The 21,152-nt window shown below is 64.0% G+C and carries 26 protein-coding genes and 1 tRNA gene; 15 read left to right on the top strand and 12 right to left on the bottom strand.

The window, feature by feature from the left end; genetic code table 11:
• From rho to hemE, 3 genes are all read right to left on the bottom strand, one after another.
• On the bottom strand, nucleotides 1-956 hold a 956-nt coding region (gene rho / locus QZV93_RS09510; RefSeq protein WP_295557912.1), incomplete at its 3' end, for a transcription termination factor Rho.
• Between the two features lie 218 nt (nucleotides 957-1,174).
• Complete coding sequence (gene hemJ, locus QZV93_RS09505) at nucleotides 1,175-1,702, bottom strand: protoporphyrinogen oxidase HemJ (RefSeq protein WP_295557911.1); 528 nt, start codon at nucleotides 1,700-1,702, stop codon at nucleotides 1,175-1,177.
• A gap of 92 nt (nucleotides 1,703-1,794) precedes the next feature.
• On the bottom strand, nucleotides 1,795-2,838 hold the full coding sequence (hemE, locus tag QZV93_RS09500; RefSeq protein WP_295557910.1) for a uroporphyrinogen decarboxylase: 1,044 nt from the start codon (nucleotides 2,836-2,838) through the stop codon (nucleotides 1,795-1,797).
• Between the two features lie 411 nt (nucleotides 2,839-3,249).
• Here hemE and QZV93_RS09495 point away from each other — a divergent pair, with 411 nt between their 5' ends.
• The 5 genes from QZV93_RS09495 to dnaQ are packed head-to-tail and all read left to right on the top strand — an operon-like array spanning nucleotide 3,250 to nucleotide 6,966.
• Nucleotides 3,250-4,125, top strand: a complete 876-nt coding sequence (locus QZV93_RS09495) for a pyruvate, water dikinase regulatory protein (protein ID WP_295557909.1) — start codon at nucleotides 3,250-3,252, stop codon at nucleotides 4,123-4,125.
• Nucleotides 4,126-4,130: 5 nt separating this feature from the next.
• Nucleotides 4,131-4,745: a Maf family nucleotide pyrophosphatase gene (locus QZV93_RS09490; protein WP_295557908.1), complete on the top strand. Its 615-nt coding sequence runs from the start codon at nucleotides 4,131-4,133 to the stop codon at nucleotides 4,743-4,745.
• Nucleotides 4,742-5,590, top strand: coding sequence for a shikimate dehydrogenase (locus tag QZV93_RS09485; protein ID WP_295557907.1), 849 nt, complete (start codon nucleotides 4,742-4,744; stop codon nucleotides 5,588-5,590). The genes QZV93_RS09490 and QZV93_RS09485 overlap by 4 nt, the downstream gene beginning before the upstream one ends.
• Nucleotides 5,590-6,204, top strand: a complete 615-nt coding sequence (gene coaE / locus QZV93_RS09480; protein WP_295557906.1) for a dephospho-CoA kinase — start codon at nucleotides 5,590-5,592, stop codon at nucleotides 6,202-6,204. The genes QZV93_RS09485 and coaE overlap by 1 nt, the downstream gene beginning before the upstream one ends.
• 48 nt (nucleotides 6,205-6,252) lie before the next feature.
• Complete coding sequence (gene dnaQ / locus QZV93_RS09475; RefSeq protein WP_295557914.1) at nucleotides 6,253-6,966, top strand: DNA polymerase III subunit epsilon; 714 nt, start codon at nucleotides 6,253-6,255, stop codon at nucleotides 6,964-6,966.
• Here dnaQ and secB read toward each other — a convergent pair.
• Complete coding sequence (gene secB, locus QZV93_RS09470) at nucleotides 6,963-7,469, bottom strand: protein-export chaperone SecB (protein WP_295557905.1); 507 nt, start codon at nucleotides 7,467-7,469, stop codon at nucleotides 6,963-6,965. The genes dnaQ and secB overlap by 4 nt on opposite strands.
• A 354-nt stretch (nucleotides 7,470-7,823) precedes the next feature.
• Between secB and QZV93_RS09465 the strand changes: the two genes are divergently transcribed.
• The 3 genes from QZV93_RS09465 to QZV93_RS09455 are packed head-to-tail and all read left to right on the top strand — an operon-like array spanning nucleotide 7,824 to nucleotide 10,351.
• A complete protein-coding gene (locus QZV93_RS09465) occupies nucleotides 7,824-8,579 on the top strand; it encodes a Tim44/TimA family putative adaptor protein (protein ID WP_295557904.1) in 756 nt (251 codons plus the stop codon).
• Nucleotides 8,580-8,633: 54 nt separating this feature from the next.
• Nucleotides 8,634-9,731, top strand: coding sequence for an MltA domain-containing protein (locus QZV93_RS09460; RefSeq protein WP_295557903.1), 1,098 nt, complete (start codon nucleotides 8,634-8,636; stop codon nucleotides 9,729-9,731).
• Nucleotides 9,728-10,351: a Smr/MutS family protein gene (locus QZV93_RS09455; RefSeq protein ID WP_295557902.1), complete on the top strand. Its 624-nt coding sequence runs from the start codon at nucleotides 9,728-9,730 to the stop codon at nucleotides 10,349-10,351. Before QZV93_RS09460 ends, QZV93_RS09455 begins: the two co-directional genes overlap by 4 nt.
• A gap of 20 nt (nucleotides 10,352-10,371) precedes the next feature.
• Here the strand turns inward: QZV93_RS09455 and QZV93_RS09450 are convergent, their stop codons facing one another.
• Entirely contained in the window at nucleotides 10,372-10,896 is a 525-nt protein-coding gene (locus tag QZV93_RS09450) for an invasion associated locus B family protein (RefSeq protein ID WP_295557901.1), read from the bottom strand.
• Nucleotides 10,897-10,961: 65 nt separating this feature from the next.
• Nucleotides 10,962-11,531, bottom strand: coding sequence for an RNA methyltransferase (locus QZV93_RS09445; RefSeq protein WP_295557900.1), 570 nt, complete (start codon nucleotides 11,529-11,531; stop codon nucleotides 10,962-10,964).
• A 71-nt stretch (nucleotides 11,532-11,602) separates the two neighbouring features.
• Here QZV93_RS09445 and QZV93_RS09440 point away from each other — a divergent pair, with 71 nt between their 5' ends.
• Entirely contained in the window at nucleotides 11,603-12,601 is a 999-nt protein-coding gene (locus QZV93_RS09440) for an NADPH:quinone oxidoreductase family protein (protein ID WP_295557899.1), read from the top strand.
• Here QZV93_RS09440 and QZV93_RS09435 read toward each other — a convergent pair.
• The 3 genes from QZV93_RS09435 to QZV93_RS09425 are packed head-to-tail and all read right to left on the bottom strand — an operon-like array spanning nucleotide 12,579 to nucleotide 14,671.
• Nucleotides 12,579-13,196, bottom strand: a complete 618-nt coding sequence (locus tag QZV93_RS09435; RefSeq protein ID WP_295557897.1) for a TPM domain-containing protein — start codon at nucleotides 13,194-13,196, stop codon at nucleotides 12,579-12,581. The genes QZV93_RS09440 and QZV93_RS09435 overlap by 23 nt on opposite strands.
• 24 nt (nucleotides 13,197-13,220) lie before the next feature.
• A complete protein-coding gene (locus QZV93_RS09430; RefSeq protein WP_295557896.1) occupies nucleotides 13,221-14,027 on the bottom strand; it encodes a TPM domain-containing protein in 807 nt (268 codons plus the stop codon).
• A gap of 20 nt (nucleotides 14,028-14,047) precedes the next feature.
• The gene (locus tag QZV93_RS09425; RefSeq protein WP_295557895.1) at nucleotides 14,048-14,671 is read right to left on the bottom strand and encodes a LemA family protein; all 624 of its coding nucleotides are present in this window, start codon (nucleotides 14,669-14,671) and stop codon (nucleotides 14,048-14,050) included.
• A gap of 320 nt (nucleotides 14,672-14,991) precedes the next feature.
• Between QZV93_RS09425 and QZV93_RS09420 the strand changes: the two genes are divergently transcribed.
• Both QZV93_RS09420 and QZV93_RS09415 read left to right on the top strand, forming a co-directional pair.
• Entirely contained in the window at nucleotides 14,992-15,564 is a 573-nt protein-coding gene (locus QZV93_RS09420) for a hypothetical protein (protein WP_295557894.1), read from the top strand.
• A gap of 214 nt (nucleotides 15,565-15,778) precedes the next feature.
• Nucleotides 15,779-16,714 carry a ParA family protein gene (locus tag QZV93_RS09415; RefSeq protein WP_295557893.1) on the top strand — a complete coding sequence of 312 codons (936 nt, stop codon included), beginning with the start codon at nucleotides 15,779-15,781 and terminating at the stop codon, nucleotides 16,712-16,714.
• A 21-nt stretch (nucleotides 16,715-16,735) separates the two neighbouring features.
• Here the strand turns inward: QZV93_RS09415 and QZV93_RS09410 are convergent, their stop codons facing one another.
• The 3 genes from QZV93_RS09410 to QZV93_RS09400 form a co-directional block, all read right to left on the bottom strand.
• Entirely contained in the window at nucleotides 16,736-16,945 is a 210-nt protein-coding gene (locus QZV93_RS09410; protein WP_295557892.1) for a hypothetical protein, read from the bottom strand.
• 149 nt (nucleotides 16,946-17,094) lie between these two features.
• The gene (locus tag QZV93_RS09405; RefSeq protein WP_295557890.1) at nucleotides 17,095-17,679 is read right to left on the bottom strand and encodes an HNH endonuclease; all 585 of its coding nucleotides are present in this window, start codon (nucleotides 17,677-17,679) and stop codon (nucleotides 17,095-17,097) included.
• A gap of 226 nt (nucleotides 17,680-17,905) precedes the next feature.
• Nucleotides 17,906-17,980 (bottom strand) — tRNA-Gly (locus QZV93_RS09400).
• Nucleotides 17,981-18,222: 242 nt separating this feature from the next.
• Between QZV93_RS09400 and trxA the strand changes: the two genes are divergently transcribed.
• From trxA to QZV93_RS09380, 4 genes are all read left to right on the top strand, one after another.
• A complete protein-coding gene (gene trxA, locus QZV93_RS09395) occupies nucleotides 18,223-19,137 on the top strand; it encodes a thioredoxin (RefSeq protein ID WP_295557889.1) in 915 nt (304 codons plus the stop codon).
• Nucleotides 19,138-19,175: 38 nt separating this feature from the next.
• Nucleotides 19,176-19,853, top strand: a complete 678-nt coding sequence (locus QZV93_RS09390) for an LON peptidase substrate-binding domain-containing protein (protein ID WP_295557887.1) — start codon at nucleotides 19,176-19,178, stop codon at nucleotides 19,851-19,853.
• Between the two features lie 10 nt (nucleotides 19,854-19,863).
• On the top strand, nucleotides 19,864-20,097 hold the full coding sequence (locus QZV93_RS09385; RefSeq protein ID WP_295557886.1) for a Trm112 family protein: 234 nt from the start codon (nucleotides 19,864-19,866) through the stop codon (nucleotides 20,095-20,097).
• Between the two features lie 180 nt (nucleotides 20,098-20,277).
• Nucleotides 20,278-21,152, top strand: an 875-nt coding sequence (locus tag QZV93_RS09380; protein ID WP_295557885.1) for a GNAT family N-acyltransferase, incomplete at its 3' end; no start/stop codon positions are given.

The raw sequence follows: 21,152 nt of genomic DNA, 5'->3' as shown, positions 1-21,152 counted from the left end.
ATGATGGTCAGCGAGCCGCCTTCCTCGATATTGCGCGCCGCACCGAAGAACCGCTTCGGACGCTGCAGGGCGTTGGAATCGACGCCGCCCGTCAGCACCTTGCCGGAGGACGGCACGACGGTGTTATAGGCACGGCCGAGACGCGTAATGCTGTCGAGCAGAATGACGACGTCGCGCTTGTGTTCGACGAGGCGTTTGGCCTTCTCGATCACCATTTCCGAGACTTGCACGTGCCGCGACGCCGGCTCGTCGAAGGTCGACGAGATCACCTCGCCCTTCACCGAACGCTGCATGTCGGTCACCTCTTCGGGACGCTCGTCGATGAGCAGCACGATGAGGTAGCACTCGGGATGATTGGCCGTGATGGAGTGGGCGATGTTCTGCAAGAGCACCGTCTTGCCGGTGCGCGGCGGCGCGACGATGAGAGCACGCTGGCCTTTTCCGAGCGGCACCACGATGTCGATCACGCGCGCCGAAAGATCTTTGATGGTCGGATCCTCGATCTCCATCTTGAGCCATGAGGTGGGATAGAGTGGCGTCAAGTTGTCGAAATGGATCTTGTGCTTGACCTTCTCGGGGTCCTCGAAATTGATCCGGTTGACCTTGAGAAGAGCAAAATAGCGCTCACCCTCTTTGGGACTACGGATCTGGCCCTCGACGGTATCGCCCGTGCGCAGCGCGAAGCGTCGGATCTGCGACGGCGAGATATAGATATCGTCGGGACCCGGCAGATAATTGGCATCCGGCGACCGAAGGAAGCCGAAGCCATCCTGCAGCACCTCGACGACACCGACGCCGGTGATTTCGATCTCTTTTGCCGCAAGCTGCTTCAGCGTCGCGAACATCAGCTCCTGCTTGCGCATGGTGCTGGCGTTTTCGACACCGTTTTCTTCGGCAAAGCTCAGGAGCTCGGTGGGGGACTTGAGCTTGAGGTCCTCGAGCTTCATTTCGGTCATGGAACCGCTCCAGTGCGGCCACGGCAGATAAGGCGGGAGAAGGGATGCCGGGCCTGAAGGTGGGGAATTTTCTGCTGTGTGGCTGAAAGCCGTTTGGCTCGCGGCGATGCGCCGGTCGGCCAAATCCCTGGCCGGAGAGGCCAGGGTCGATTCAATCTACCCCTTATATAGCAAACGTTTGCGACAAGTGAAAGCGTCTCGAGCGAAACGCCACCGGCTCAAAAGGGTTTCACGACGACCAGGATGACGATCCCGACCATCAGCACTGTCGGCGCCTCGTTCCAGAGCCGCCATTGGCGCTGCGTCAGGGTGTTCCGGTCCTCCGCGAAACGGCGCACCGCAGCCGAGAAGAAACCATGAACACCGGACAGAGCGAGCACCAGCGTCAGCTTGGCATGCAGCCAACTGGCCGAGAAATGGCCGCCCTTCCAGGCCAACCATAGCCCCAGCGCCCAGGTCACCACCATGGCCGGATTGATGATGATCTGGAGCAACCGCCGCTCCATGACCTTGAACGTCTCGCTGGTCTCGGAGCCCGGCTTGACCTCGCAGTGGTAGATGAACAGCCTCGGCAAGTAGAGCATGCCCGCCATCCACGAGATGACGGCGATCACATGCACGGCCTTGAGCCACGGATACGCCGCCTCCCCGGCTAACACCGCGACAGCAAGACACAGGCCCGCCGTCACCGCCAGGGCAACCGCCGCCCGCCGCGCAGGAGAGACCTCTGCCCGTCCCTCACCCATGGCCGCAGGTCCACAACGACCTGGGGATCGCTCCTGCCTGAGGATGCGCCACCAACCCACCCCTGCAGTAAGGGCTCTGCGTCAACGGATTTCTACCCTTTGGAGCGCACGCGCTCGACCAGCCGACCGACGTTCTCGGGCGGGGTTTGTGGCACGATTCCATGCCCGAGGTTGAAAATGAATCTCTTCCCCTCCATGAGATCGAGGATCTCGTCCACACGTTCGTCGAGCTTCTCTCCTCCGGCCACCAGAAGCAACGGATCGAGGTTCCCCTGCACGACGACATCCTCCTCGTCGAACGCCTCGCTCATCACGAACGGCGGCGTCGCCGTATCGCAGCCGATGCCGTTGACCCCGGTCTCCGAAACATACCAAACCGCCGTCGCCCCAGCCCCGCGCGGAAAGCCGATGACCGGAACATCGGGATGCAGCTCGCGCAGCGCCTCCCGGATGGTCTTCGTCGGCTTCACCACCCAGCGGTCGAACTCGTCGTCCGGAAGCGAGCCCGCCCAGGTGTCGAAAATCTGCAGACAATCGGCCCCTGCCTTGACCTGCCGGTCGAGATAATCGATCGACGCCGCAACCAGGAGATCGATCAACCCCTCGAAACCCTCCGGATCTCGATACGCCCAAAGCCGTGCTTCCGCTTGATCGGACGAGCCTTGCCCCTGGACCATGTAGGTCGCGACCGTCCACGGCGCGCCGCAAAACCCGATCAGCGCCGTCTCGTGCGGCAAATCCTGCCGGAGCCGCTGCACCGTCTCCGCCACCACGTCGAATTTCGAAACCGCGCCCGCAAGCGTAAGACGCGATACGCCATCCGCGGACCGGATCGGATCCAACCGCGGTCCCTCGCCCTCCACGAACCGGACCGCCTGCCCCAACGCATCCGGAACCACGAGAATATCCGAAAACAGGATCGCAGCATCGAAGCCATAGCGGCGGATCGGCTGCAGCGTCACCTCGGCAGCGAGCTTGGGCGTGTAGCACAGCTTGAGAAAATCGCCGGCCTCGGCCCGCGTCGCGCGATACTCCGGCAGATAGCGGCCGGCCTGGCGCATGAGCCAGATCGGCGGCACATCGAGAACCTCGCCTCTGAACGGTGCCAGGAACCTCAGCTCGCTCCCACCCATCATCTTCCCTTCAATCAAAAACTAAGAATCTCTTAGATTGTTATTACTGTTATTAGGGGCATGAATTTCGGGGAGAGCACTCCAATCCAGTGGTTCTCCCAAACCTTTCGACTCCAGCACGAACGGAGACGCTACCCATGGCACCCTCGCCGAAGGCGCGCCACTAGTCTCAATCTGCGCCAAGCGAGTCAACCACTTGCTCGCTAACCTTGATCTGCCGAGCCTGGGGATACCCTGTTGATTGTGGTCTGACGCCTGTCGACGACGCAACGATCAACGGGGACGGAGTTTCAACGAGAAATTTGCTTCACAGCGGCGATATTCGGGGTATCTCGGTGGACAACCCGCACACCTTACTCAAGGTCCAGCCGATCGGCCCGGAAGCCGGTGTACAAGAAGGCGCTTGATCCACAGATGGCCAACAGCCAGCCAAGCTATTTCCACCTCCACCTGGTGTCGGATTCGACCGGCGAGACACTGACGACCATCGCCAAGGCGGCAGCCGTCCAGTACGCCCAGATCCGCCCCATCGAGCACGTGCATCCGCTGGTCCGCAACGCGCGGCAGTTGAAGCGCGTGTTGCAGGAGATCGAGCAGGCGCCGGGCATCGTGCTGTACACGATCGTCAATCTGGATCTGATCGCCGAGCTGGAGTTGCGCTGCAAGGAGCTCAAGGTGCCGTGCCTTGCCGTCCTGCAGCCGATCATGCAGGTGTTCGAATCGTATCTGGGCGCCCCGCAGACCCCCACTGTCGCCGGCCAGCACGTTCTCGATGCCGACTATTTCCGCCGTATCGACGCCTTGAATTTCACGATGGCCCACGACGACGGGCGCCTTCCGGACGACTTGAACGAGGCCGACATCATTCTGCTCGGCATCTCGCGCACGTCGAAGACACCGACCAGCATTTACCTCGCTCAACGCGGCTACAAGACCACCAACGTGCCACTTGTGCCGTCGCTTCCCTTCCCTGAGGAGATCGCAAGCCAGCATTCGGCCTTTGTCGTCTGCCTGATCGCAAGCCCGGATCGTATTGCGGAGGTTCGCCGCAATCGCGCCCTGCTGCTCGCCGATCGCGATCTCGACGACTATGTCGACCGCAGCCGCATCGCGGCCGAGATTTCCTACACGAGAAAGCTGTGTGCCAAGCACGGATGGCCGATCATCGATGTCACCCGCCGCTCGGTCGAGGAAACGGCCGCCACCATCATCCGGCTCATGCAGGATCGTGAGGCCGGCGATCTCGTGCAGGGCATCGAGGATGTCGCCGCGCAGGGCCAGGACAAATAGGCGTCATGACGCAAACCCCGCCATTGCTGGTGCTCGCGTCCGGCAGCGCGACACGGCGCGCGCTCCTTGAGGCAGCCGGCGTGGAGGTCGAGGTCCGCCCGGCGCCCGTCGAAGAGGCGGCGATTCGTGACGCGATGTTGGCCGCCGATCGCACGGTTTCACATGAATCGATCGCTCTTGCGCTGGCCGAGGAAAAAGCAAAGTTCGTCAGCGCTGACGTCCCAAATGCGCTCGTCATCGGCGCCGACCAGGTGCTCTCGTTCGAAGGGCGGCTGTTCGAGAAGCCCAAATCCGTCAGCGAAGCCCGCGCCCATCTCCTGGCGTTGCGGGGCAAGAGTCACGCGCTGCATTCTGCCGTCGCATTGGCAAAGAGCGGTACGGTGCTGTGGCAGAACACCGAGACGGCATACCTCACCTTCCGCGATTTCAGCGAAGAGGCGCTTGACGGCTACCTCGCGCGGGTCGGCGATACCGTGCTGACATCGGTCGGGGCCTATCAGATCGAAGGCCCCGCGATTCAGCTCTTTGAGGAGATCGAAGGCGACCATACGACGATTCTGGGATTGCCGATCCTGCCATTGTTGCGCGAGTTGCGCCGCCGCGAGGTACTCGTGTCATGAAGAGCGCCCCCGCGAAACAAGCGTGTGTCATCGGCTGGCCGATCGAGCACTCGCGCTCTCCTGTCATTCACGGCTATTGGCTCGCGCGCTACGGGATCGATGGCAGTTACACCAAGCGTGCCGTCCCGAAAGACGCGATCGAAACCTTTCTCGGATCGCTCGCAAAGGAGGGCTTTGTCGGCTGCAACGTCACCATCCCCCACAAGGAAGCGGCGTTTCGTATGGCCGATGTGCGGGAGGCAACGGCCACTGCCGTCGGCGCCGCCAATACTCTTTGGCTCGACGCTGACGGTCGCCTGCACGCCGCAAATACCGATACCTACGGCTATATGACCTATCTCGCCGACCAGGCCGAAGACTGGAACCGCCGCGATGCGCCCGTTTCGATCCTCGGTGCGGGAGGTGCGGCACGCGCCATCGCCTATGGCTTCCTCGAAGCCGGCGTCGCCGAGATCCGTATTTTCAACCGCTCGCGCGAGCGGTCGGAGGTGCTCGCACACGATTTCGGCCCCCGCGTAAAGGCGCTGCCGTGGGAAGAGCGCTCGCGCGCGTCCACGGAAGCCACCGTGCTCGTCAACACGACGTCCGTCGGTCTCAAGGGCGAGGGCTCGCTCGGTATCGACTTCGCGGACTTCCATCCCGATTGTATCGTCTCCGATATCGTTTACGTGCCGATCGAGACCGGGCTCATTCGGGAGGCGCGGCGCCATGGCCTGCGCACTGTCGATGGGCTCGGCATGCTGCTGCATCAGGCTGCTCCGGGCTTCGAAAAATGGTTCGGCGTGCGCCCGGAAGTAACCGACGAGCTTTACGATCTCATCGCAGCCGACATCGAGGCCGTCTGATGCTGATTATCGGCCTCACCGGATCGATCGGCATGGGCAAGTCCACCGTCGCCGCCATGTTTCGTGCCCGCGGGCTCGATGTGTTCGACGCCGACGCCGAGGTGCACCGGCTGTACGCGGCCGAGGCCGTGCCGCTGATCGAAGCGGCATTTCCCGGATCGACGGCAGACGGCAAGGTCGACCGCCCGAGGCTCGCAGCGGCGCTGGCGAGCGACGCGAGCCGCTTCCGGAAACTCGAGACCATTGTGCATCCGCTCGTGCGGCATGCGGAGCAGCGCTTTCTCGCCGAGGCGCATCGGCGCGGCGTTGCTGCCGTGATCCTGGAGATCCCTCTGCTCCTGGAAGGCGGTTTGGACGAACACGTCGACGTCGTTGTCGTCGTCTCAGCCCCCGCTCTTCAACAACGGGCCCGCGTGCTCGAGCGTCCCGGCATGACGGAAACGCGTCTGGATGCGTTGCTCGCGCGGCAACTGCCCGACACGGAAAAGCGTCGCCGGGCCGACTTCGTTGTGGATACCGGGGGGACCCTCACCGACACCGAGACCCAGGTCGATGCTATTCTCTCGGCGCTGAAGTCGATGCCCGCGGAAGCCTACCAGCGTCACTGGCGCTAGCTCGACATAACCCCGTCTCGCGTCTCCTGATTGTGGAAGCTCCCCATGCTGCGCGAGATCGTGCTCGACACCGAAACCACCGGCCTCGACCCGCGCAAGGGCGATCGCCTCATCGAGATCGGTTGCATCGAGCTGGTCAACCGCATCCCGACCGGCCACGAGTTTCACCGCTTCATCAATCCCGAGCGCTCGGTGCCGGCTGAAGCGGAGGCGGTGCACGGTCTCTCAACCGCCTTCCTCCTCGACAAGCCGCTGTTTGCCGAGGTCTGGTCGGATTTCATCGACTTCATCGCCGGCGATACGCTGGTCATTCATAACGCCGTTTTCGACATCGGCTTTCTGAATGCCGAGCTTGAGCGGGTAAGCGGCCCGGTCATCTCCATGAGCCGCGTCGTCGACACACTGCAGCTCGCGCGCCGCAAGCATCCGGCCGGGCCGAACAGTCTTGATGCGCTTTGCAAGCGCTACGGCATCGACAATTCGAAACGCATCAAGCACGGCGCCTTGATGGACTCGCTGCTGCTGGCCGATGTCTATGTCGAGTTGTTGGGTGAGCGCCAGGCAAGTCTCGTGCTCAACGCCGAGCGAGCGAGCGCGGCCCGCGGTGCTCAGAACGGCGCAGCGGCTGTGCGCGGCCCACGGCCCACGCCGCTGCCGATCCGGTTGACGGACGAGTTGGTCGCCGCTCACCGGGCGTTTGTGGAAACACTGGGTCCTAAAGCGCTCTGGAAGCGTTACTTCGCTCCCGACGAGGCCGCCTAGTTCGGTTTGCCTGAGGCGGAAGCGGCTGCGAGCTCCTGCTTGCGGCGGACGAAAAGCTGTCCGAAATCGATCGGATCGAGCATCAGGGGCGGGAAACCGCCCTCCCGCGTGATGTCAGCCACTAGGCGGCGCAGGAACGGGAAAATCAACGTCGGGCAGTTGATCAGAAGGAACGGCTCCAAGGCCTGCTCCGGAATGTTCCGGATCTGGAACAGTCCCGCGTACACGAGCTCGAGATCGTAGATCGTGCCGTCGGTGTTGGAGGCAACGGCCTTGAAGTCGATCGCGCTCTCGAAGAGATCGGGCTGCATCCGCTTGGCCGCCACATTGATCTCGAGCTTGATGTTCGGAGTTTCCCCGGGGTTTGTGAGAAGCTTGCCGATATTCGGGTTCTCGAACGAGAGATCTTTGATGAACTGGCCGACGACGCGGGCCTCGATCGTCTTCTGGCCGTTTTCCTCCCCGTCATTGGCTTTTGCTGGGGTGTTCTTGTCGTCTGCCATTGTTCGCGAGCTCTCGGTTTCGTGTTGGGGCGCGCCGGTCTGGCCGTAATGTCCTCCGGCCGGCGCGGAAATTGGGGGATGGCGAGGTGGCTATCACGCGGCGCCGAGCCCTGCAATCGACCAATGTCCCAAAAACGGCTTCCCCCGGGTCACCCGCCCGCAAGATTGTTGGCTTCTCCCTCTTTGTGGCCTAAGTTGAACGCCATGATTGGCGCGCTTCCAACGTGCGGCTGCACCCGGAATTTCGGGGGCTAGGCTGTCGGGAAGCGGGACGCCTGGACGGATCTCACGAGCGATCTTACATGAGGGCAAACGCCCCGTTTCGAGCGGGCCTATGCCGGGAAGCTGCCGAGAATGAATGGCGAAATCAATCTTCTGACGCTTCTTTCTCTTATCGTTGCCATTGTTGCCATCGTGAAGCTGAGGAGCGTCCTCGGTCGCCGCACGGGTGACGACGAGGCGCGCATCGAGCAACGCAGACGCGAAGCCCAGATGCAGAAGACGGCTGCGGCCGCTCAACCGGATAAGTCCGACAAGGTGGTCACCCTTCCGCGGCGCGACCGGGATGCCGAGCCTGCCGAGGCCGCGGTATCGGTGGCCGAGGTTGAGGCGCGCATCAAATCGTTCGCCGGGGCAGATACCGCACTCGCCGATGGCCTGACGGCCATGCTGAAGCTCGATTCCAAGTTCGATCCCGAGCACTTCCTGCGTGGCGCGCGCCAAGCTTACGAAATGATCGTCACGGCCTTTGCAGAGGGGAACCGTCGCATGCTGCGCGATCTCCTCTCGGCTGATGTTCTCGACAGCTTCAGCCGCGCCATAGCCGACCGCGAGCAGCGCGGCCATGTCATCGATCAGAGCTTCGTCGGCATCAACAAGGCCGACATGCTCGAGGCCGAGGTGAGCCCGAAAGGGATCGCCAGCATCACCGTGCGCTTCGTTAGCCAGTTGATCAGCGCAACGCGCGACAAGGCGGGCAACGTCATCGAGGGTGACGACCAGCGCATCAAGGACGTAACGGACATCTGGACCTTCTCGCGCGACATTTCCAGCAAGGATGCGCGGAGAAACCTCAACTGGAAGCTTGTCGGCACCCAGGCGCCGAACTAACCCCACATCGTCCGCGAACGCTGCGCCATGCCGCTTGGAGCCCGAACATCTGAGTTGGCGAAGCGCAGCGTGGCGTTCGATCCCGTGCCGTTCTCCGAGCTTCCGGGCTGGGACGCCGACGACCATCTCGCGGCCTTCAAGGCCTTTGCGCGTTCTGCTCCCGCCCTCGCCAGGAAGGCAGCCGCTCCCGATAAGACGAAATCGGCCGGCACGGCCTTGGTTGCCGCGGCGCGGCGCGCGGAGGATCTCGCAGCCGGCGTCCTGACGTCGGCCGCCGCCAAGGCGTTCTTCGAGCAGACGTTCGTCCCTCACCGCGTGGTGCACGACGGCGCCGAAGGCCTCCTCACCGGCTACTACGAGCCCGTGCTGCCAGGATCGCGCGCGCCCGACGGACCGTTCCGCATTCCGATCTATCGCCGCCCGCCGGATCTTGTAAATCTTGTGCGCGAGGAAGAGCGCGGTGCGCTCGCCGATGGCCTGACCCACGCGCGAAAGACGGCGAACGGCGTCGAGCCCTATGCGACGAGAGCCGACATTGAGGGCGGAGCCCTCGACGGACAGGGCCTCGAGTTCCTGTGGCTTGCCGATCCGGTCGATACGTTCTTCATGCATATCCAGGGCTCGGGCCGCATTCGATTGCCCGACGGCAACACGATCCGCATCACTTACGACGGCAAGAACGGCCATCCCTATACGTCCGTCGGACGCGTCCTGATCGATGCAGGTCACTTCAAACCGGAGGACATGACGCTCGCCGCGCTCAAGACGTGGCTCGCGGCCGATGCAGCCCGCGGCCGCAGGACGATGCAGGAGAACCGCTCCTTCGTCTTCTTCCGTGAGCTCGCCAACGAGGACGAAGGTCCGCTCGGTGCGCTCGAAACGCCTCTCTCCGAAGGACGCAGCCTCGCCGTCGACACCGCATTCCATGCCATCGGCACGCCCGTTTACGTGAGCGTGCCGACGCTGACTCCGTGGGGAACACAGGGCTTCGAGCGTCTGATGATCGCGCAGGATGTGGGCTCTGCCATTCGCGGCCCCGAGCGCGGCGATATTTACTTCGGATCGGGCGACGAGGCCGGTCGCCTGGCCGGCGGCACGAAGCATCCGGGCCGCTTTTTCGTCCTGCTCCCGAAGGAGCAAGACACGCCATGAGCAAGCCGCCTGTTCCTCCGCGCCGGCGGCATTTGACCAAGGAGGACGAGGCGCTCTGGGAGCACACGGCCTCGAGCCTCGAGCCCCTGCACGGCAGGAAGGGACGCCATCATCCGGGCGTCGAGGATGCGAAAGCATCGCCCCCTTTCACGCCCAAGGCGAAAGCAACGGCAAAACTCGGCGCCGAAGCGCCACAGAAGGGCAAGGCTCGGGTGAAACCCGCATTGTCGCCTGCCAAACCCATGCCCGACCTCAATCTCTTCGATCGCAAGGCTGCGCGCCGCCTCGGCCAGGGTAAGATCGAGATCGACGCGCGGATCGACTTGCACGGCATGCGCCAGCATGAGGCGCACACCGCGCTCCGGCGTTTTCTCCTGTCATGCTTCGCGCGCCGCTTGCGCTGGGTGCTGGTCATAACCGGAAAGGGCGGCCCCAGGCGCGGCAGCGATGACGACGATCGCGGCTCCGAGCGCGGCGTCTTGCGCAAGAATGTACCAATTTGGCTCGCCGAGCCCGAGCTGCGCGCCGTAGTGGTGAGCTTTACCACAGCCGCAATTCCGCACGGAGGAGAAGGCGCGCTCTATATTCAGCTGCGCAATCCCGAGCGCTCACGGTCGTAGTCGTGCGGCTCTGCGCGCACCTACGGGCACGCCGTCGCGACGGCTTCCAATGCCTGTCCGAGGCCAGCCAGCGAATAGGTGTCGGTCGTTTCGGTGCCACGCGTGCTCGTCGCTTTCACGACCAGCTTCGAGCCGCTTTTCATGGCCTCGATCAGCTTCTGCTCCTCGGCTGTGTCCGCGACATAGGCGCGGTCCTCGTCGGCAAAAAGCTGAAACGCCGCGTCGCCGACTGTTACCGCCACCGGCGCATCCGGCTTGATGCGGTAGCCGAGCTTGACCGACACTTCCGACTTCACGCCATCCTTGGGCCAGGCGGAGACATAGAGCACGACTTTCGCCCGGTTGGCGCCGGGAGGCTCTTTGGTTTTGGGTTGCGTCGCCGCAAAGCAGATCTTGGGCCCGTCACCCGAGTTCTGATGAATGAGCCAATCGCCGGCCGCACCGGTTTTGAGCGAGCCCGGCTCGGGCGTTTGCGCGAGCACGGAAGCGGCCGGGAGAGCGAGGGCCGCAACGAGAATCGGGATCGTGGAGAGATTCAGTCTCATGCGGTGTCCGCGAGCCCCCCTGTCCTGGCGAATCCCGCTCTTATAAGGGGTGATGCGCCGGCCTGTCATCCGTCCGTCCTGCCCTTACGGTGTCCATCTGCCCTTACGGGTGCCGATCCTGCGGAAGGCCCGCCTTCCGAGATCGGCCGTTCCGCGAAGGGTGCAAGACTTTTGACGCGGTCGTACATGACGATCGCGCCGGCCATGGCCACGTTGACGCAAAAGCTGGTCGGGATCTTGACGGTGAAATCGCAGCGCTGGAGCAGATCTTCAGAGAGCGAGCCCCGCTCGGGTCCAAGAACATAGGCCGCCTGCAAAGGGTGGCGGAAGCTCGGCAGCGCAACGGCCTCGTCCAGAAGCTCGATACCGACCAGCTTGCAACCCTTGGGCAAAATCATCTCGCCCGCCGTCGTCCAGTTGTAATGCGGCAGGTGCCAATGCCCCTTTGAGGTGTCGGCACGCGCTTCCAAGGCCTGGTACTGGGCGCCGATCGTGAACGTGAAGCTGGCGCCGAACGCATGCGCCGAGCGCATCAGGTTGCCGAGATTGAGCGCTTTCGAGGAGCGCTCCGCGCCGATGGCGAAATAACCGCGCGCTTTCGGGGGCCAGGACGAGGGGACGGCTGGTGTGCTCATGAAGGGGCTCGCATAGAGGCGGCGCACCCGCTAGGAGGGGGCGGCAGGAATTCGTCCCCCGGAGGTCACACATGAAGGCGGCCCTTTGCAAGAGCCTCGACGGTCCCGGGGCCGTGGTCATCGAGGAGATCGCAGATCCGGTGCCCGGTCCGGGCGAGGTCGTCGTCCGCGTGCGGGCCGCGGCGCTGAACTTTTTCGACACTCTGATCACGCGCGGAAAATACCAGACCAAGCCCGACCTTCCCTTTTCCCCCTCGGGCGAGGTCGCAGGCATCGTCGAGAGCCTTGGCCCTGGCGTGACGGGCTTCAAGGCGGGCGATCGTGTCGCAGCCGCGCTGGGCTACGGTGGCGCGCGCGAAAAGGTGGTGGTCGCGGCAGAGAGCCTGATCCCGATTCCGGAGGGCGTCTCGGACACGGTTGCCTCGGCTGTCAGCGTCACCTTCGGCACGGCCATTCACGGCCTCAAGGATCGCGGCCGATTGCAGCCGGGCGAGACCGTTGCCATCCTCGGCGCATCGGGCGGCGCTGGGCAGGCCGCGCTGGAGATCGCCAAGCTCATGGGCGCGCGTGTCATTGCGGCTGCGCAGGGCGACAAGCTCGATGTGTGTCGAGCGGCGGGCGCCGACGAGGTGGTGGACTACGATGCGGCCGATCTCAAGCAGGCCCTGAAGGACCTCACGCATGGCCGCGGCGTCGATGTCGTCTACGACTGCGTCGGCGGAAAATATGCCGAGCCTGCAGTGCGTGCGCTGGCGTGGGAAGGCCGCTTCCTGGTCGTGGGCTTTGCGGCAGGCGACATCCCCAGGCTGCCGCTCAATCTGCTCATGCTGAAAGGCGCCGACGCTATCGGCGTGTTCTGGGGAGAGGCGGTGCGCCGCAATCCGGAGCAGCACCGTGCCAACATGATCGAGGTCTTGGGCTGGGTTGCGGCGGGCAAGCTCGCGCCGCGCATCCACGCCACCTATCCGCTCGCCGGGATCCGCGACGCGATTGGTGTCCTTGACCGCCGCGAAGCCACCGGCAAGGTCGTTCTCACCCTCGATGAGCTCAACCCTCGTCGAGCACGATGAGGTGATCGGGTAGCTCGTTGGCGTCGCATGAGCCCGGCGGGAAATGCTGGGCCAGATGCCCGCCCACCTCCTCAATGGCGGCGACGAAGCCATCCGTGTGCCGCCCCCGGGTGAAGGCCGCCGTCAGCCGTGTCACGATCTCCTGCCAGGTGCCCTTGGCCACGCGCGCTTCGATGCCGGCATCGGCCACGATCTCCGCATGCCGCTCCGCTGCCGAGATGAAGATGAGGACGCCCGTGCGCCCGGCCGTCGTGTGGAGGTTCTGAACCAGGAATTGCTCCATCGCGCGCCGATGCACGCGCGCCCGCTTGATGCTCTTCGGCACCAGCCAATAGCGGACCGGACGCGGCAGTGTCACCGCGAGCACGAGCGCGAACGCCGCCACCTGCGCGACGTAGATCCACGTCGCCGGCCACCAGGTCCAGAGAATGAGCGGCCACGGCACCAGCAGCGCCGCAACCGAGGCCCACAGGAATGGCGCATAGAGATAGGTGCTGCTTTCGGCGGCCACAACGGCGACGATCTCGCCTGACGTCGCCTTCTCGGCCCGCGTGATTGCCTCCGCGATGCGGTGCTCGTCACTCTCGGAAAACATCGATCCCATCGTGCTGCCTCTGCCTTACCAGCTTCCCGAGCCGCCGCCGCCGCCAAAGCCGCCCCCGCCCCCGGACCAGCCTCCGCCACCGCCGGACCAGCCCCCGCCGCCCCAGTTGTCCGATGCGCCGCCCGGGAAGACGACGATGCTGTCGTCACGAGCCCGCCGCGCCCGTCGCCGTCCGTCTCGGCCGACCGTCTGCGGCGCCTGCGCGGCGTACTGCGATTGCGCATAGATGATGTAGAGAAAGATCGCGATCCAGAGCGCGATCATGAACAGCCCGATCCAATCCGGCCCGTCGCCCGTGTTGAGCCCGCGCGCGCGCTCCTTCACGGCCTCCGCATCGCCGAGCAGCGTATCCTTGATGTCGCGGACCCCGGCACGGATGCCCGCGCTGAAGTTGCCGCGCCGGAACTCGGGCAGAATCGCGTTCTCGATGATGATCTTGCTCATGAGGTCGGTGACGATGGGCTCGAGCCCGCGCCCGACCTCGATCCTCACCTTGCGCTCGTTCGGCGCAACGATGAGCAGCACACCGTTGTCCTTGTCTTTCTGACCGATGCCCCAGTGGCGGCCGAGCTGATAGCCGTAGTCCTCGATCGCATAACCGTCGAGGGTGGGCACGGTCACGACCACCAGCTGGTCGCTCGACTTCGCTTCGAGGGCCTTGAGTTCGGCGTCGATGGAAGCGCGGTCCTCGGCAGAGAGCAGATTTGCGGTATCGACCACCTGCCCCGTAAGCTGTGGGAAGTTTGGAGCGGCAAAGGAGCACCCGCACGCAAGCACGGTCGCGGCAAGCGCGATAAGCGCCGCCGCGACCTGCGTTCTCAAGGCCCGTGCCGCTCTTGCGTTCACTTGCTCGTGCCGAAATCGACCTTGGGCGCCGTCTGCTCCTCGGCCGGGATGTCGAACGTCGCCATCTGCTGCGCCGAGGGATAGAGCGCCGCTTTCCACAACCGGCCCGGGAAGGTGGTGATCTCCGTATTATACTGCCGCACGGACTCGATGTAGTCGCGCCGCGCAATGGCGATCCGGTTTTCCGTCCCTTCGATCTGGCTTTGCAGCGCCAGGAAGTTCTGCCCGGACTTGATATCCGGATAGCGCTCGACGACGGCCAGCAACTGGCGCAGCGCGCCGCCGAGCGTGTTCTGCGCATCCTGATACTGCTTCATCGCTTCGGGGTTGGTCAGGATATCGGCCGGGATCTGGATGCTCGTCGCCTTGGCGCGCGCCTCCGTCACGTCGGTCAGCACCTTGCGCTCCTGCTCGGCGAAGCCTTTGACGCTCTCGACCAGATTGGGGATCAGGTCCGTGCGCCGCTTGTACTGGTTCAAGACTTCCGACCAGGCGGCCTTGGCGCTCTGCTCGTAAGTCGGGATGTTGTTGACGCCGCAACCGCCGAGCGACAGCGCCGCGAATGCGAGCGCGATGAGGGCGAGCGGACGAAAGGCAGGGAGAGCTGAAGCTCGGATCATGACTGGAAACCTCGTGGGGGTGATCACGTCAAGACGTAGGATCGCTTCGGATTTGTCGGTTCGAAGCGTGGATCATCGGTCGCATCAAAAAACCTAGGGCGCGATCGCAATCAATGAAAACCGATCGCGCTCTTGGATGTAGCAGACGGCAAAAGGCCGGGAAATCGGAAGCCCGGAGATGAATGTTGAGACTTTCGTTCTAAAGTTATTAAAACGCGCGTTATTTCAACGTCTTGCACTTAACCAACGGACCATCTTCTCCGCGCGGGCGATGCCGCCAACGGGTAATGTAGAGCATCCCGCCCTGGAGCGTCCGTTTCATGTCATTGCGTGGTTTCGCGGCTCTCGCCGCTCTCTTTTCTGTCGCCTCGGCTACAACGCCTGCCATGGCGTGCCGGTATGGCGAATGTTACGACAAGGTCCGCCTGCCCGACGTCTACCGAACCGTTGACCGGCCCGTGGTCGTGCGGCCGGGCTATCGGGAGATTGTCGAAACCGAGCCCGTGGTGGTTGTGCGCCCCGAGCGCGTCGTGCTCCAACCCGGCCGGGTCGACTACGTCATGACGCCGCCCGTCACCCGCACGGTGCTCCAGGAGATCGTCGTTCGGCGCGGTGGCTATCGCTGGAAGACGACCTACGGTCCTTACGGCGAGCGCCGCTGCAAGGTTCCCGTCGCCGCGGAGGTCAAGGTCGTCCCGCGCGAGGTCGTCGTCGCACCGGGCCGGCGCGTACGCATGGTGACGCCACCCGTCTATGGCTATCAGAACCGCGCCATCGCCGTCCGGCCTGCACAGCGGATCGTCTACGATACGCCGCCGGTCGTTTCCTACGAGCGCACGCGTGTGCTGGTCCGCCGCGGCAGCACGGCCTGGGTGCGCGCCAGAACCTGGTAGGATCCACAAACGCCGCTTTTGACGGCCCGCGCCACTAAGTCCCCTGCCGGGTCACATCGGCTTTTTGGTATCACCGCTGTGACCGCGGGACGTGCTGAAAGCAAGTTTTCGCGTCCAGCTTCGCGAGACCGCCACAATCTCGACGCACATCGGAGGCGGGGACAGCCGCAGGCTTTCGGGTCGCACACTGGGGTAGGGGAGGCCACGCATCGTCATGCGCAACACGATTGCTGTGATGAACACAAAGGGCGGTGTGGGCAAATCCACCCTTGTGCTCGCCTTGGCCGAAACCTTGTCGGTCTATCACGGCAAGAATGTGCTGGTGGTCGACAGCGACTCCCAGGCCTCTGTCTCCAGCATGCTCATGACCATCCCCAACCTGCATCGTCTGCAGCAGAACGGGTTGACGATGGTCGACTTTCTCGTAGCCCGTGTGCTGCAGGATGCCGCCACCGACTGGCTGCGCTTCGTGGTTCGCAACGTGTCCGACGTTGACGACGCCCGTAGCGTTTTCCTCATCCCGAGCGACATGCAGCTCACGCTTTTCGAGCGCGAGGTGTCGAAAGGCAGCCAGCACGGACGCCTGCGCGCCGTGATCGCTTCGCTCTTGAACGAGGCGCGGCGGGTGTTCGACATCATCCTCGTCGATTGCCCGCCCGGTTTGTCCGTGCTGACCGAGAGCTGGCTTCGGGAGGCCGATTTCCACATCTCACCGACCAAGGCGGACTACATCTCCGTCTGCGGGCTCGAGGTGTTCCGCCGCTTCAAGGCGCTCAATCCGGAGATGGGCTTCGCCGAGAATCTAGGCGTGCTCGTCAACATGAAGGACGCGGGGTCCCCGACCGAGGAGGACTATCACGCGTGGTTGCTCTCCAATCCGGAGAATCGGGTTTTCGAGCAGGTCATTCCGCGCAGCATCGTGCTTCAGGAAGCCGCGCGCTTCCACGCCCCGGATCGCTCCTACTTCGCCAAGTATCCTGGCGAGATGGGCAAGGCCGTACGTCAGCTTTGCGAAGAGCTCCTGACGCGCATGGGAATGGCGTCGGCGACCACCACCGTCCCCGCCACGCCGCCTCCGCTGCCGCAAGGGACAAGCACGCCGGACGCGCCTGTTGTGTCCGCTCCCGTTGCCGCCCAACCGGCGACGTGAGACGCACCGGCAAGTTCCGGCTCACCGCATCAGCGCCTCCGCGAACTCCCGCAGAACCTCCGCTTTGATGCGCCCTTCCCGGCTGTTCGTCGCTTCGTAGATACGGGCCTTCGTCATCGCCTGCTCGACACAATCGAGCTTGGCGCGCCGTGCCGACAGCTCGGCGAACTCGTTGGCCTTCTTGGCATTCCATTCGATCTCACGTGCGGGTGTGTTCTTCCATCGACCCATGTGGCCCTCCCCGTCTGAGCTGTGTCTCCACGATCACCGCCAACTGTGGCAGGTCAGGGACAAACCGCAGAAACACCTCACCATGCATGATAAAATCGCGTGTCGCGCCTGTAACACCTCTCACGAGGCTAAGCGCGCCAGAACGTAGGTCATGCCTCATCGGCGTCGTTCGAGCGCTGATGCGGAAGCAGCAACAGGCGTCCGTTCAGCGGCACACAATCGAGGATGAGCGCGAATCCCGCGCCGTCCGGAGTGGGCCACGCCGCTCCGACGGTTCTGAGCACGCGGCCGCTGTCGCCATCTTCCATGTGGAAGCAGTCGAATGCCGGTCCGCGATAGGCGTTTGCCATGGCAGCCCTCCTTTGAGATTGGAACATTCGGCCGATCGCAGTCGGCTCAACAGTCGAAAGCGACGGTGGACGCACCTCCGCCGCACGCTTGCGGGCGAGAGCGGCGCGCCGCATCAGCACCAGCGTTTTGAGGTCTGCGAGCGCGCGCACCTGAAGCGCGCCGAAGGGAGTCGCGAACAGGAGACCCATGCTGCGTGGGTCGGCATCGGCCTTGGCCTTGTTGCAAGGCTCGCAGGCCAGCACGGCGTTGAGAAGCCCGCGCCGGCCTCCCTTTGAGGTCGGGATGAAGTGATCGACGGTCAGTGCGTCGAACTCGGTGGGCTCGTTGCAATAGAAGCAGCGGCCGACCGGTCCCGGACAGAGTCTGAGCTTGAGATCGTTCATTTCGCCCCCGCGGCGATACGCAACGGGGAGTCTTTATAGTCGCTCGGAAGGCGAAGGACTCAAGACAAGAAAAATATCGGTTTGAGGCGTCTCGGCAACAGAAAGCGGGCCTTGAGCCCGTGAAATGGCGGCCGAGTGCACCCGGCGCAGAAGGAAGCGCACGCGCGCTTCCCAAGCCCGCGAGCGGCATCCGTCGCGAAGACGATCATCGATGCATGGAGAAGTTTGGAGCGGGCGATGAGATTCGAACTCACGACCCTCACGTTGGCAACGTGATGCTCTACCCCTGAGCTACGCCCGCGTCCGGAAATAGGGTATCTGCGCGCCTTTGGCGGCGCGCCCGGTCTTATTGCTCAACCGCCGCCCCTTTGCAAGCCTCTTCCTGACAGGGCCGTGACGCTTCGGGGGGCGCATTTTGACCCCTCGGGACCCGGAAGCCTTCCGTGGGGCTCGCATATCCCCCATGAGCTTACCATATTGCCAGCTTCGCGCGCGGCTGCGAAGATTCGCAGCCGAAGACGCAGGATTTCGAGGAGCGATCGAATGGATTTGGGTGGATTGAAGCCCGCCGGGGCTTCGCCGGCCGGGCCGGGCATCATCAAGGATGGCACCTCGGCGAGCTTCGCCAAGGACGTCCTCGAGGCGTCCCGCCAGGCACTCGTCCTCGTGGATTTCTGGGCCGCCTGGTGCGGTCCCTGCAAGCAGCTGACGCCGATCCTCGAAAAGGTGGTCGGGAGCTACGCCGGCAAGGTGCGTCTGGTCAAAATCAACACCGACGAGCATCCGGCCATTGCCGGCCAGCTCCGCATTCAGTCGCTCCCCACCGTCTACGCCTTTCGCGATGGCCGTCCGCTCGATGGTTTCATGGGCGCCCAGCCCGAAAGCCAGGTTCGCGCGTTCATCGATCGCCTGCTGGGCGACGATGCCGAGGCCGACCTCACCGGCGTTCTCGAAGCCGCCGAGGCGGCACTGGAGGAAGGCGATCTGCAGAGTGCTGCCGAAGCTTTTGCCGCCGTGCTGCAGGAGGACCAGCAGAACGCGCAAGCTCTTGCCGGGCTCGCCCGCTGCTATCTTATCAGCGGTGACGTGGCGCGCGCAGAGCAGACGCTGGCTCTCGTTCCGCCCGACAAGCAGGGGAGCGGACCGGTGCAGAGCGCCCGCGCGGCGCTCGAGCTCGCAAAGCTTGCCGGCAAATCCGACAACAGCGCCGAGCTCGAGCAGCAGCTCGCTGCCAACCCGGCCGATCATCAGACGCGGTTCGATCTCGCGGTGGCTCTCGCCGCGCGCGGCAAGAAGGTCGAGGCCCTCGATCATCTTCTGGAGCTCGTCCGCCGTGACCGGAACTGGAACGAACAGGCGGCGAGAAAACAGCTCGTGCAACTGTTCGACGCCTGGGGACCCAAGGACGAATGCACCCTCGACGGCCGGCGCCGCCTGTCATCGATCCTGTTCAGCTGAACAACCCGTCGCACCAATCCGGAAGCGAGGAGCGTCTCGTGGCTTTTGCCGATAAATACCTGCGCCCTGCCGATCTTCCGTCGCGCCTTCCGCTGTTTCCGCTGCGCGGCGCCATCCTGTTGCCCGGATCCACGCTGCCGCTCAACATTTTCGAGCCGCGCTACCTTGCAATGATCGACGATGTCATGGGTGGCGCACGCATGCTGGGGCTCGTGCAGCCCGCCGGGTCGGACGACGAGGAAAGCCCCCGCGGCAAGGCCGTGCCGCTGCGGCGCGTCGGCGGCGCAGGCCGCGTCACGAGTTACCAGGAGCTCGATGACGGACGCCTCGCAATCGCCGTCACCGGGATCGCGCGCTTCGAGATCGTTGGCGAGGCCGAGAGCGGAAAATCCTATCGCACGGCCACCGTCAGTTACGATCGCTTCGCGGGCGACCTGACGCGCGGTCTCGGTGAGGAGCTGGTTGACCGGCCGCGTCTGATCGGTGCTTTGCGCAACTACCTCGAGGAAAACAATCTCAAGACCGATTGGGAGGTCATCAACCGCGCGCCGAGCGAGTTTCTGGTCAATGCGCTCTGCGTGATGGCGCCCTACGGACCCGAGGAGAAGCAGGCCCTCCTCGAGGCGAACGATTTGAAGACGAGAGCCGAGGTGCTGGTCGCGCTGGCCGAGATGGAAAGTGCGACGCGCGGCGGCTCGGGCGGGACACTGCAATGAGGAACAGGCGATGACCGAATCCGCGCATGGTGACCGTCCCGCAGGAACTGCAGCGGAGGAGCCCGATCCCAAACTCCTGGAGCTTCTCGTGTGTCCGGTGACCAAGGGCCCGCTGACCTACGATCGGGGCGCACGGGAGCTGATCAGTGCCAAAGCGAATCTCGCCTTCCCCATCAGGAACGGCGTCCCGCTGATGACGGTCGAAGCGGCACGCTCCCTCGACGAGCCCGTGAAGTCGTCCTAGGCCATCGAAGACCGGTCGGACGGCCATTAAGGCTGCAAGGTCGCATCGTCGTAAAATTGTCTCCGAATAATGTTTGATTGCCGCCAAGTGCTTCCGGACAAGGCTTACACGGCCTTCTCAGGGAAGCATCCCAGCACAACCGCCGGCAGCCCGCCGGTCGCCATCCCGGAACGGACCCCCATGAGCATCGCACGGCAAGCCAGAATGCGCGGCCTGACCAGGCGCATCGCTGGGCGATGGCAGGAAAATCCCCTCTTCAACGCCGCGCCGCGTGGCCTCCTGGCACTGAAGACGCTCAACGAGAAAGCGCGCTCCAAAGGCCTGCCGTTCGTGCGCAAGCAGCCGGCGAAGGTGTACGGCCGCATCGGCGATCTCGAGGTGCGCCTCGCTCAGGGCCGCAAGGACATCCTCTGCGCTCAGCGGCTGCGCTACGAAGTTTTCTACGAGGAGATGAGTGCAACGCCGAGCGTGATCGCCGGCATGCGCCGCCTCGACCAGGATCCCTACGACGCCATCTGCGACCACCTGCTTGTCGAGGATCGCAGCGCCGAGGCCGGCGCGCGACCTGACACCTGGGCGCGGACCCGCCGGCCGCACGTCGTCGGCACCTATCGCTTGCTGCGCCAGGAGGTTGCTCAGCGCAGTCTCGGTTTCTACACGGCAAGCGAGTACGATATCGCGCCTCTGGTTGCTGCCAAGTCGCCGCGCTACCGCTTCATGGAGCTTGGCCGCTCGTGCGTGCTGCAGCCTTACCGCACCAAACGCTCCGTGGAGCTGCTCTGGCACGGCCTCTGGACCTACGCGCGCGAGCACAAGATCGATGTCATGATCGGCTGTGCAAGCTTCGAGGGGACCGACCCCGAGGCGCATGCCATGGCCTTGAGCTTCCTCCATCACCATGCGCTGGCACCGCCCGAGTGGCGATGCCGCGCTCACGACCACATCTACGTGCCGATGGATCGCATCCCGCGTGAGAAGCTGGACACCAAGGCCGCCCTCAAGGCCCTTCCGCCGCTCATCAAGGGCTACCTCCGTCTCGGTGCCTATGTCGGCGA

The organism is uncultured Hyphomicrobium sp., from assembly GCF_902826555.1.
Taxonomy (GTDB): domain Bacteria; phylum Pseudomonadota; class Alphaproteobacteria; order Rhizobiales; family Hyphomicrobiaceae; genus Hyphomicrobium_C.
The sequence above is the reverse complement of the archived record's forward strand: the minus strand, read 5'-3'. Positions and strand labels throughout refer to the sequence as shown.

Coding starts and splice junctions, on each gene's coding strand:
- hemJ (WP_295557911.1), bottom strand. CDS start 1,702: ATGGGTGAGGGACGGGCAGAGGTCTCTCCTGCGCGGCGGGCGGCGGTT.
- hemE (WP_295557910.1), bottom strand. CDS start 2,838: ATGATGGGTGGGAGCGAGCTGAGGTTCCTGGCACCGTTCAGAGGCGAG.
- QZV93_RS09495 (WP_295557909.1), top strand. CDS start 3,250: ATGGCCAACAGCCAGCCAAGCTATTTCCACCTCCACCTGGTGTCGGAT.
- QZV93_RS09490 (WP_295557908.1), top strand. CDS start 4,131: ATGACGCAAACCCCGCCATTGCTGGTGCTCGCGTCCGGCAGCGCGACA.
- QZV93_RS09485 (WP_295557907.1), top strand. CDS start 4,742: ATGAAGAGCGCCCCCGCGAAACAAGCGTGTGTCATCGGCTGGCCGATC.
- coaE (WP_295557906.1), top strand. CDS start 5,590: ATGCTGATTATCGGCCTCACCGGATCGATCGGCATGGGCAAGTCCACC.
- secB (WP_295557905.1), bottom strand. CDS start 7,469: ATGGCAGACGACAAGAACACCCCAGCAAAAGCCAATGACGGGGAGGAA.
- QZV93_RS09465 (WP_295557904.1), top strand. CDS start 7,824: ATGAATGGCGAAATCAATCTTCTGACGCTTCTTTCTCTTATCGTTGCC.
- QZV93_RS09455 (WP_295557902.1), top strand. CDS start 9,728: ATGAGCAAGCCGCCTGTTCCTCCGCGCCGGCGGCATTTGACCAAGGAG.
- QZV93_RS09450 (WP_295557901.1), bottom strand. CDS start 10,896: ATGAGACTGAATCTCTCCACGATCCCGATTCTCGTTGCGGCCCTCGCT.
- QZV93_RS09445 (WP_295557900.1), bottom strand. CDS start 11,531: ATGAGCACACCAGCCGTCCCCTCGTCCTGGCCCCCGAAAGCGCGCGGT.
- QZV93_RS09440 (WP_295557899.1), top strand. CDS start 11,603: ATGAAGGCGGCCCTTTGCAAGAGCCTCGACGGTCCCGGGGCCGTGGTC.
- QZV93_RS09435 (WP_295557897.1), bottom strand. CDS start 13,196: ATGTTTTCCGAGAGTGACGAGCACCGCATCGCGGAGGCAATCACGCGG.
- QZV93_RS09425 (WP_295557895.1), bottom strand. CDS start 14,671: ATGATCCGAGCTTCAGCTCTCCCTGCCTTTCGTCCGCTCGCCCTCATC.
- QZV93_RS09420 (WP_295557894.1), top strand. CDS start 14,992: ATGTCATTGCGTGGTTTCGCGGCTCTCGCCGCTCTCTTTTCTGTCGCC.
- QZV93_RS09415 (WP_295557893.1), top strand. CDS start 15,779: ATGCGCAACACGATTGCTGTGATGAACACAAAGGGCGGTGTGGGCAAA.
- QZV93_RS09410 (WP_295557892.1), bottom strand. CDS start 16,945: ATGGGTCGATGGAAGAACACACCCGCACGTGAGATCGAATGGAATGCC.
- QZV93_RS09405 (WP_295557890.1), bottom strand. CDS start 17,679: ATGAACGATCTCAAGCTCAGACTCTGTCCGGGACCGGTCGGCCGCTGC.
- trxA (WP_295557889.1), top strand. CDS start 18,223: ATGGATTTGGGTGGATTGAAGCCCGCCGGGGCTTCGCCGGCCGGGCCG.
- QZV93_RS09385 (WP_295557886.1), top strand. CDS start 19,864: ATGACCGAATCCGCGCATGGTGACCGTCCCGCAGGAACTGCAGCGGAG.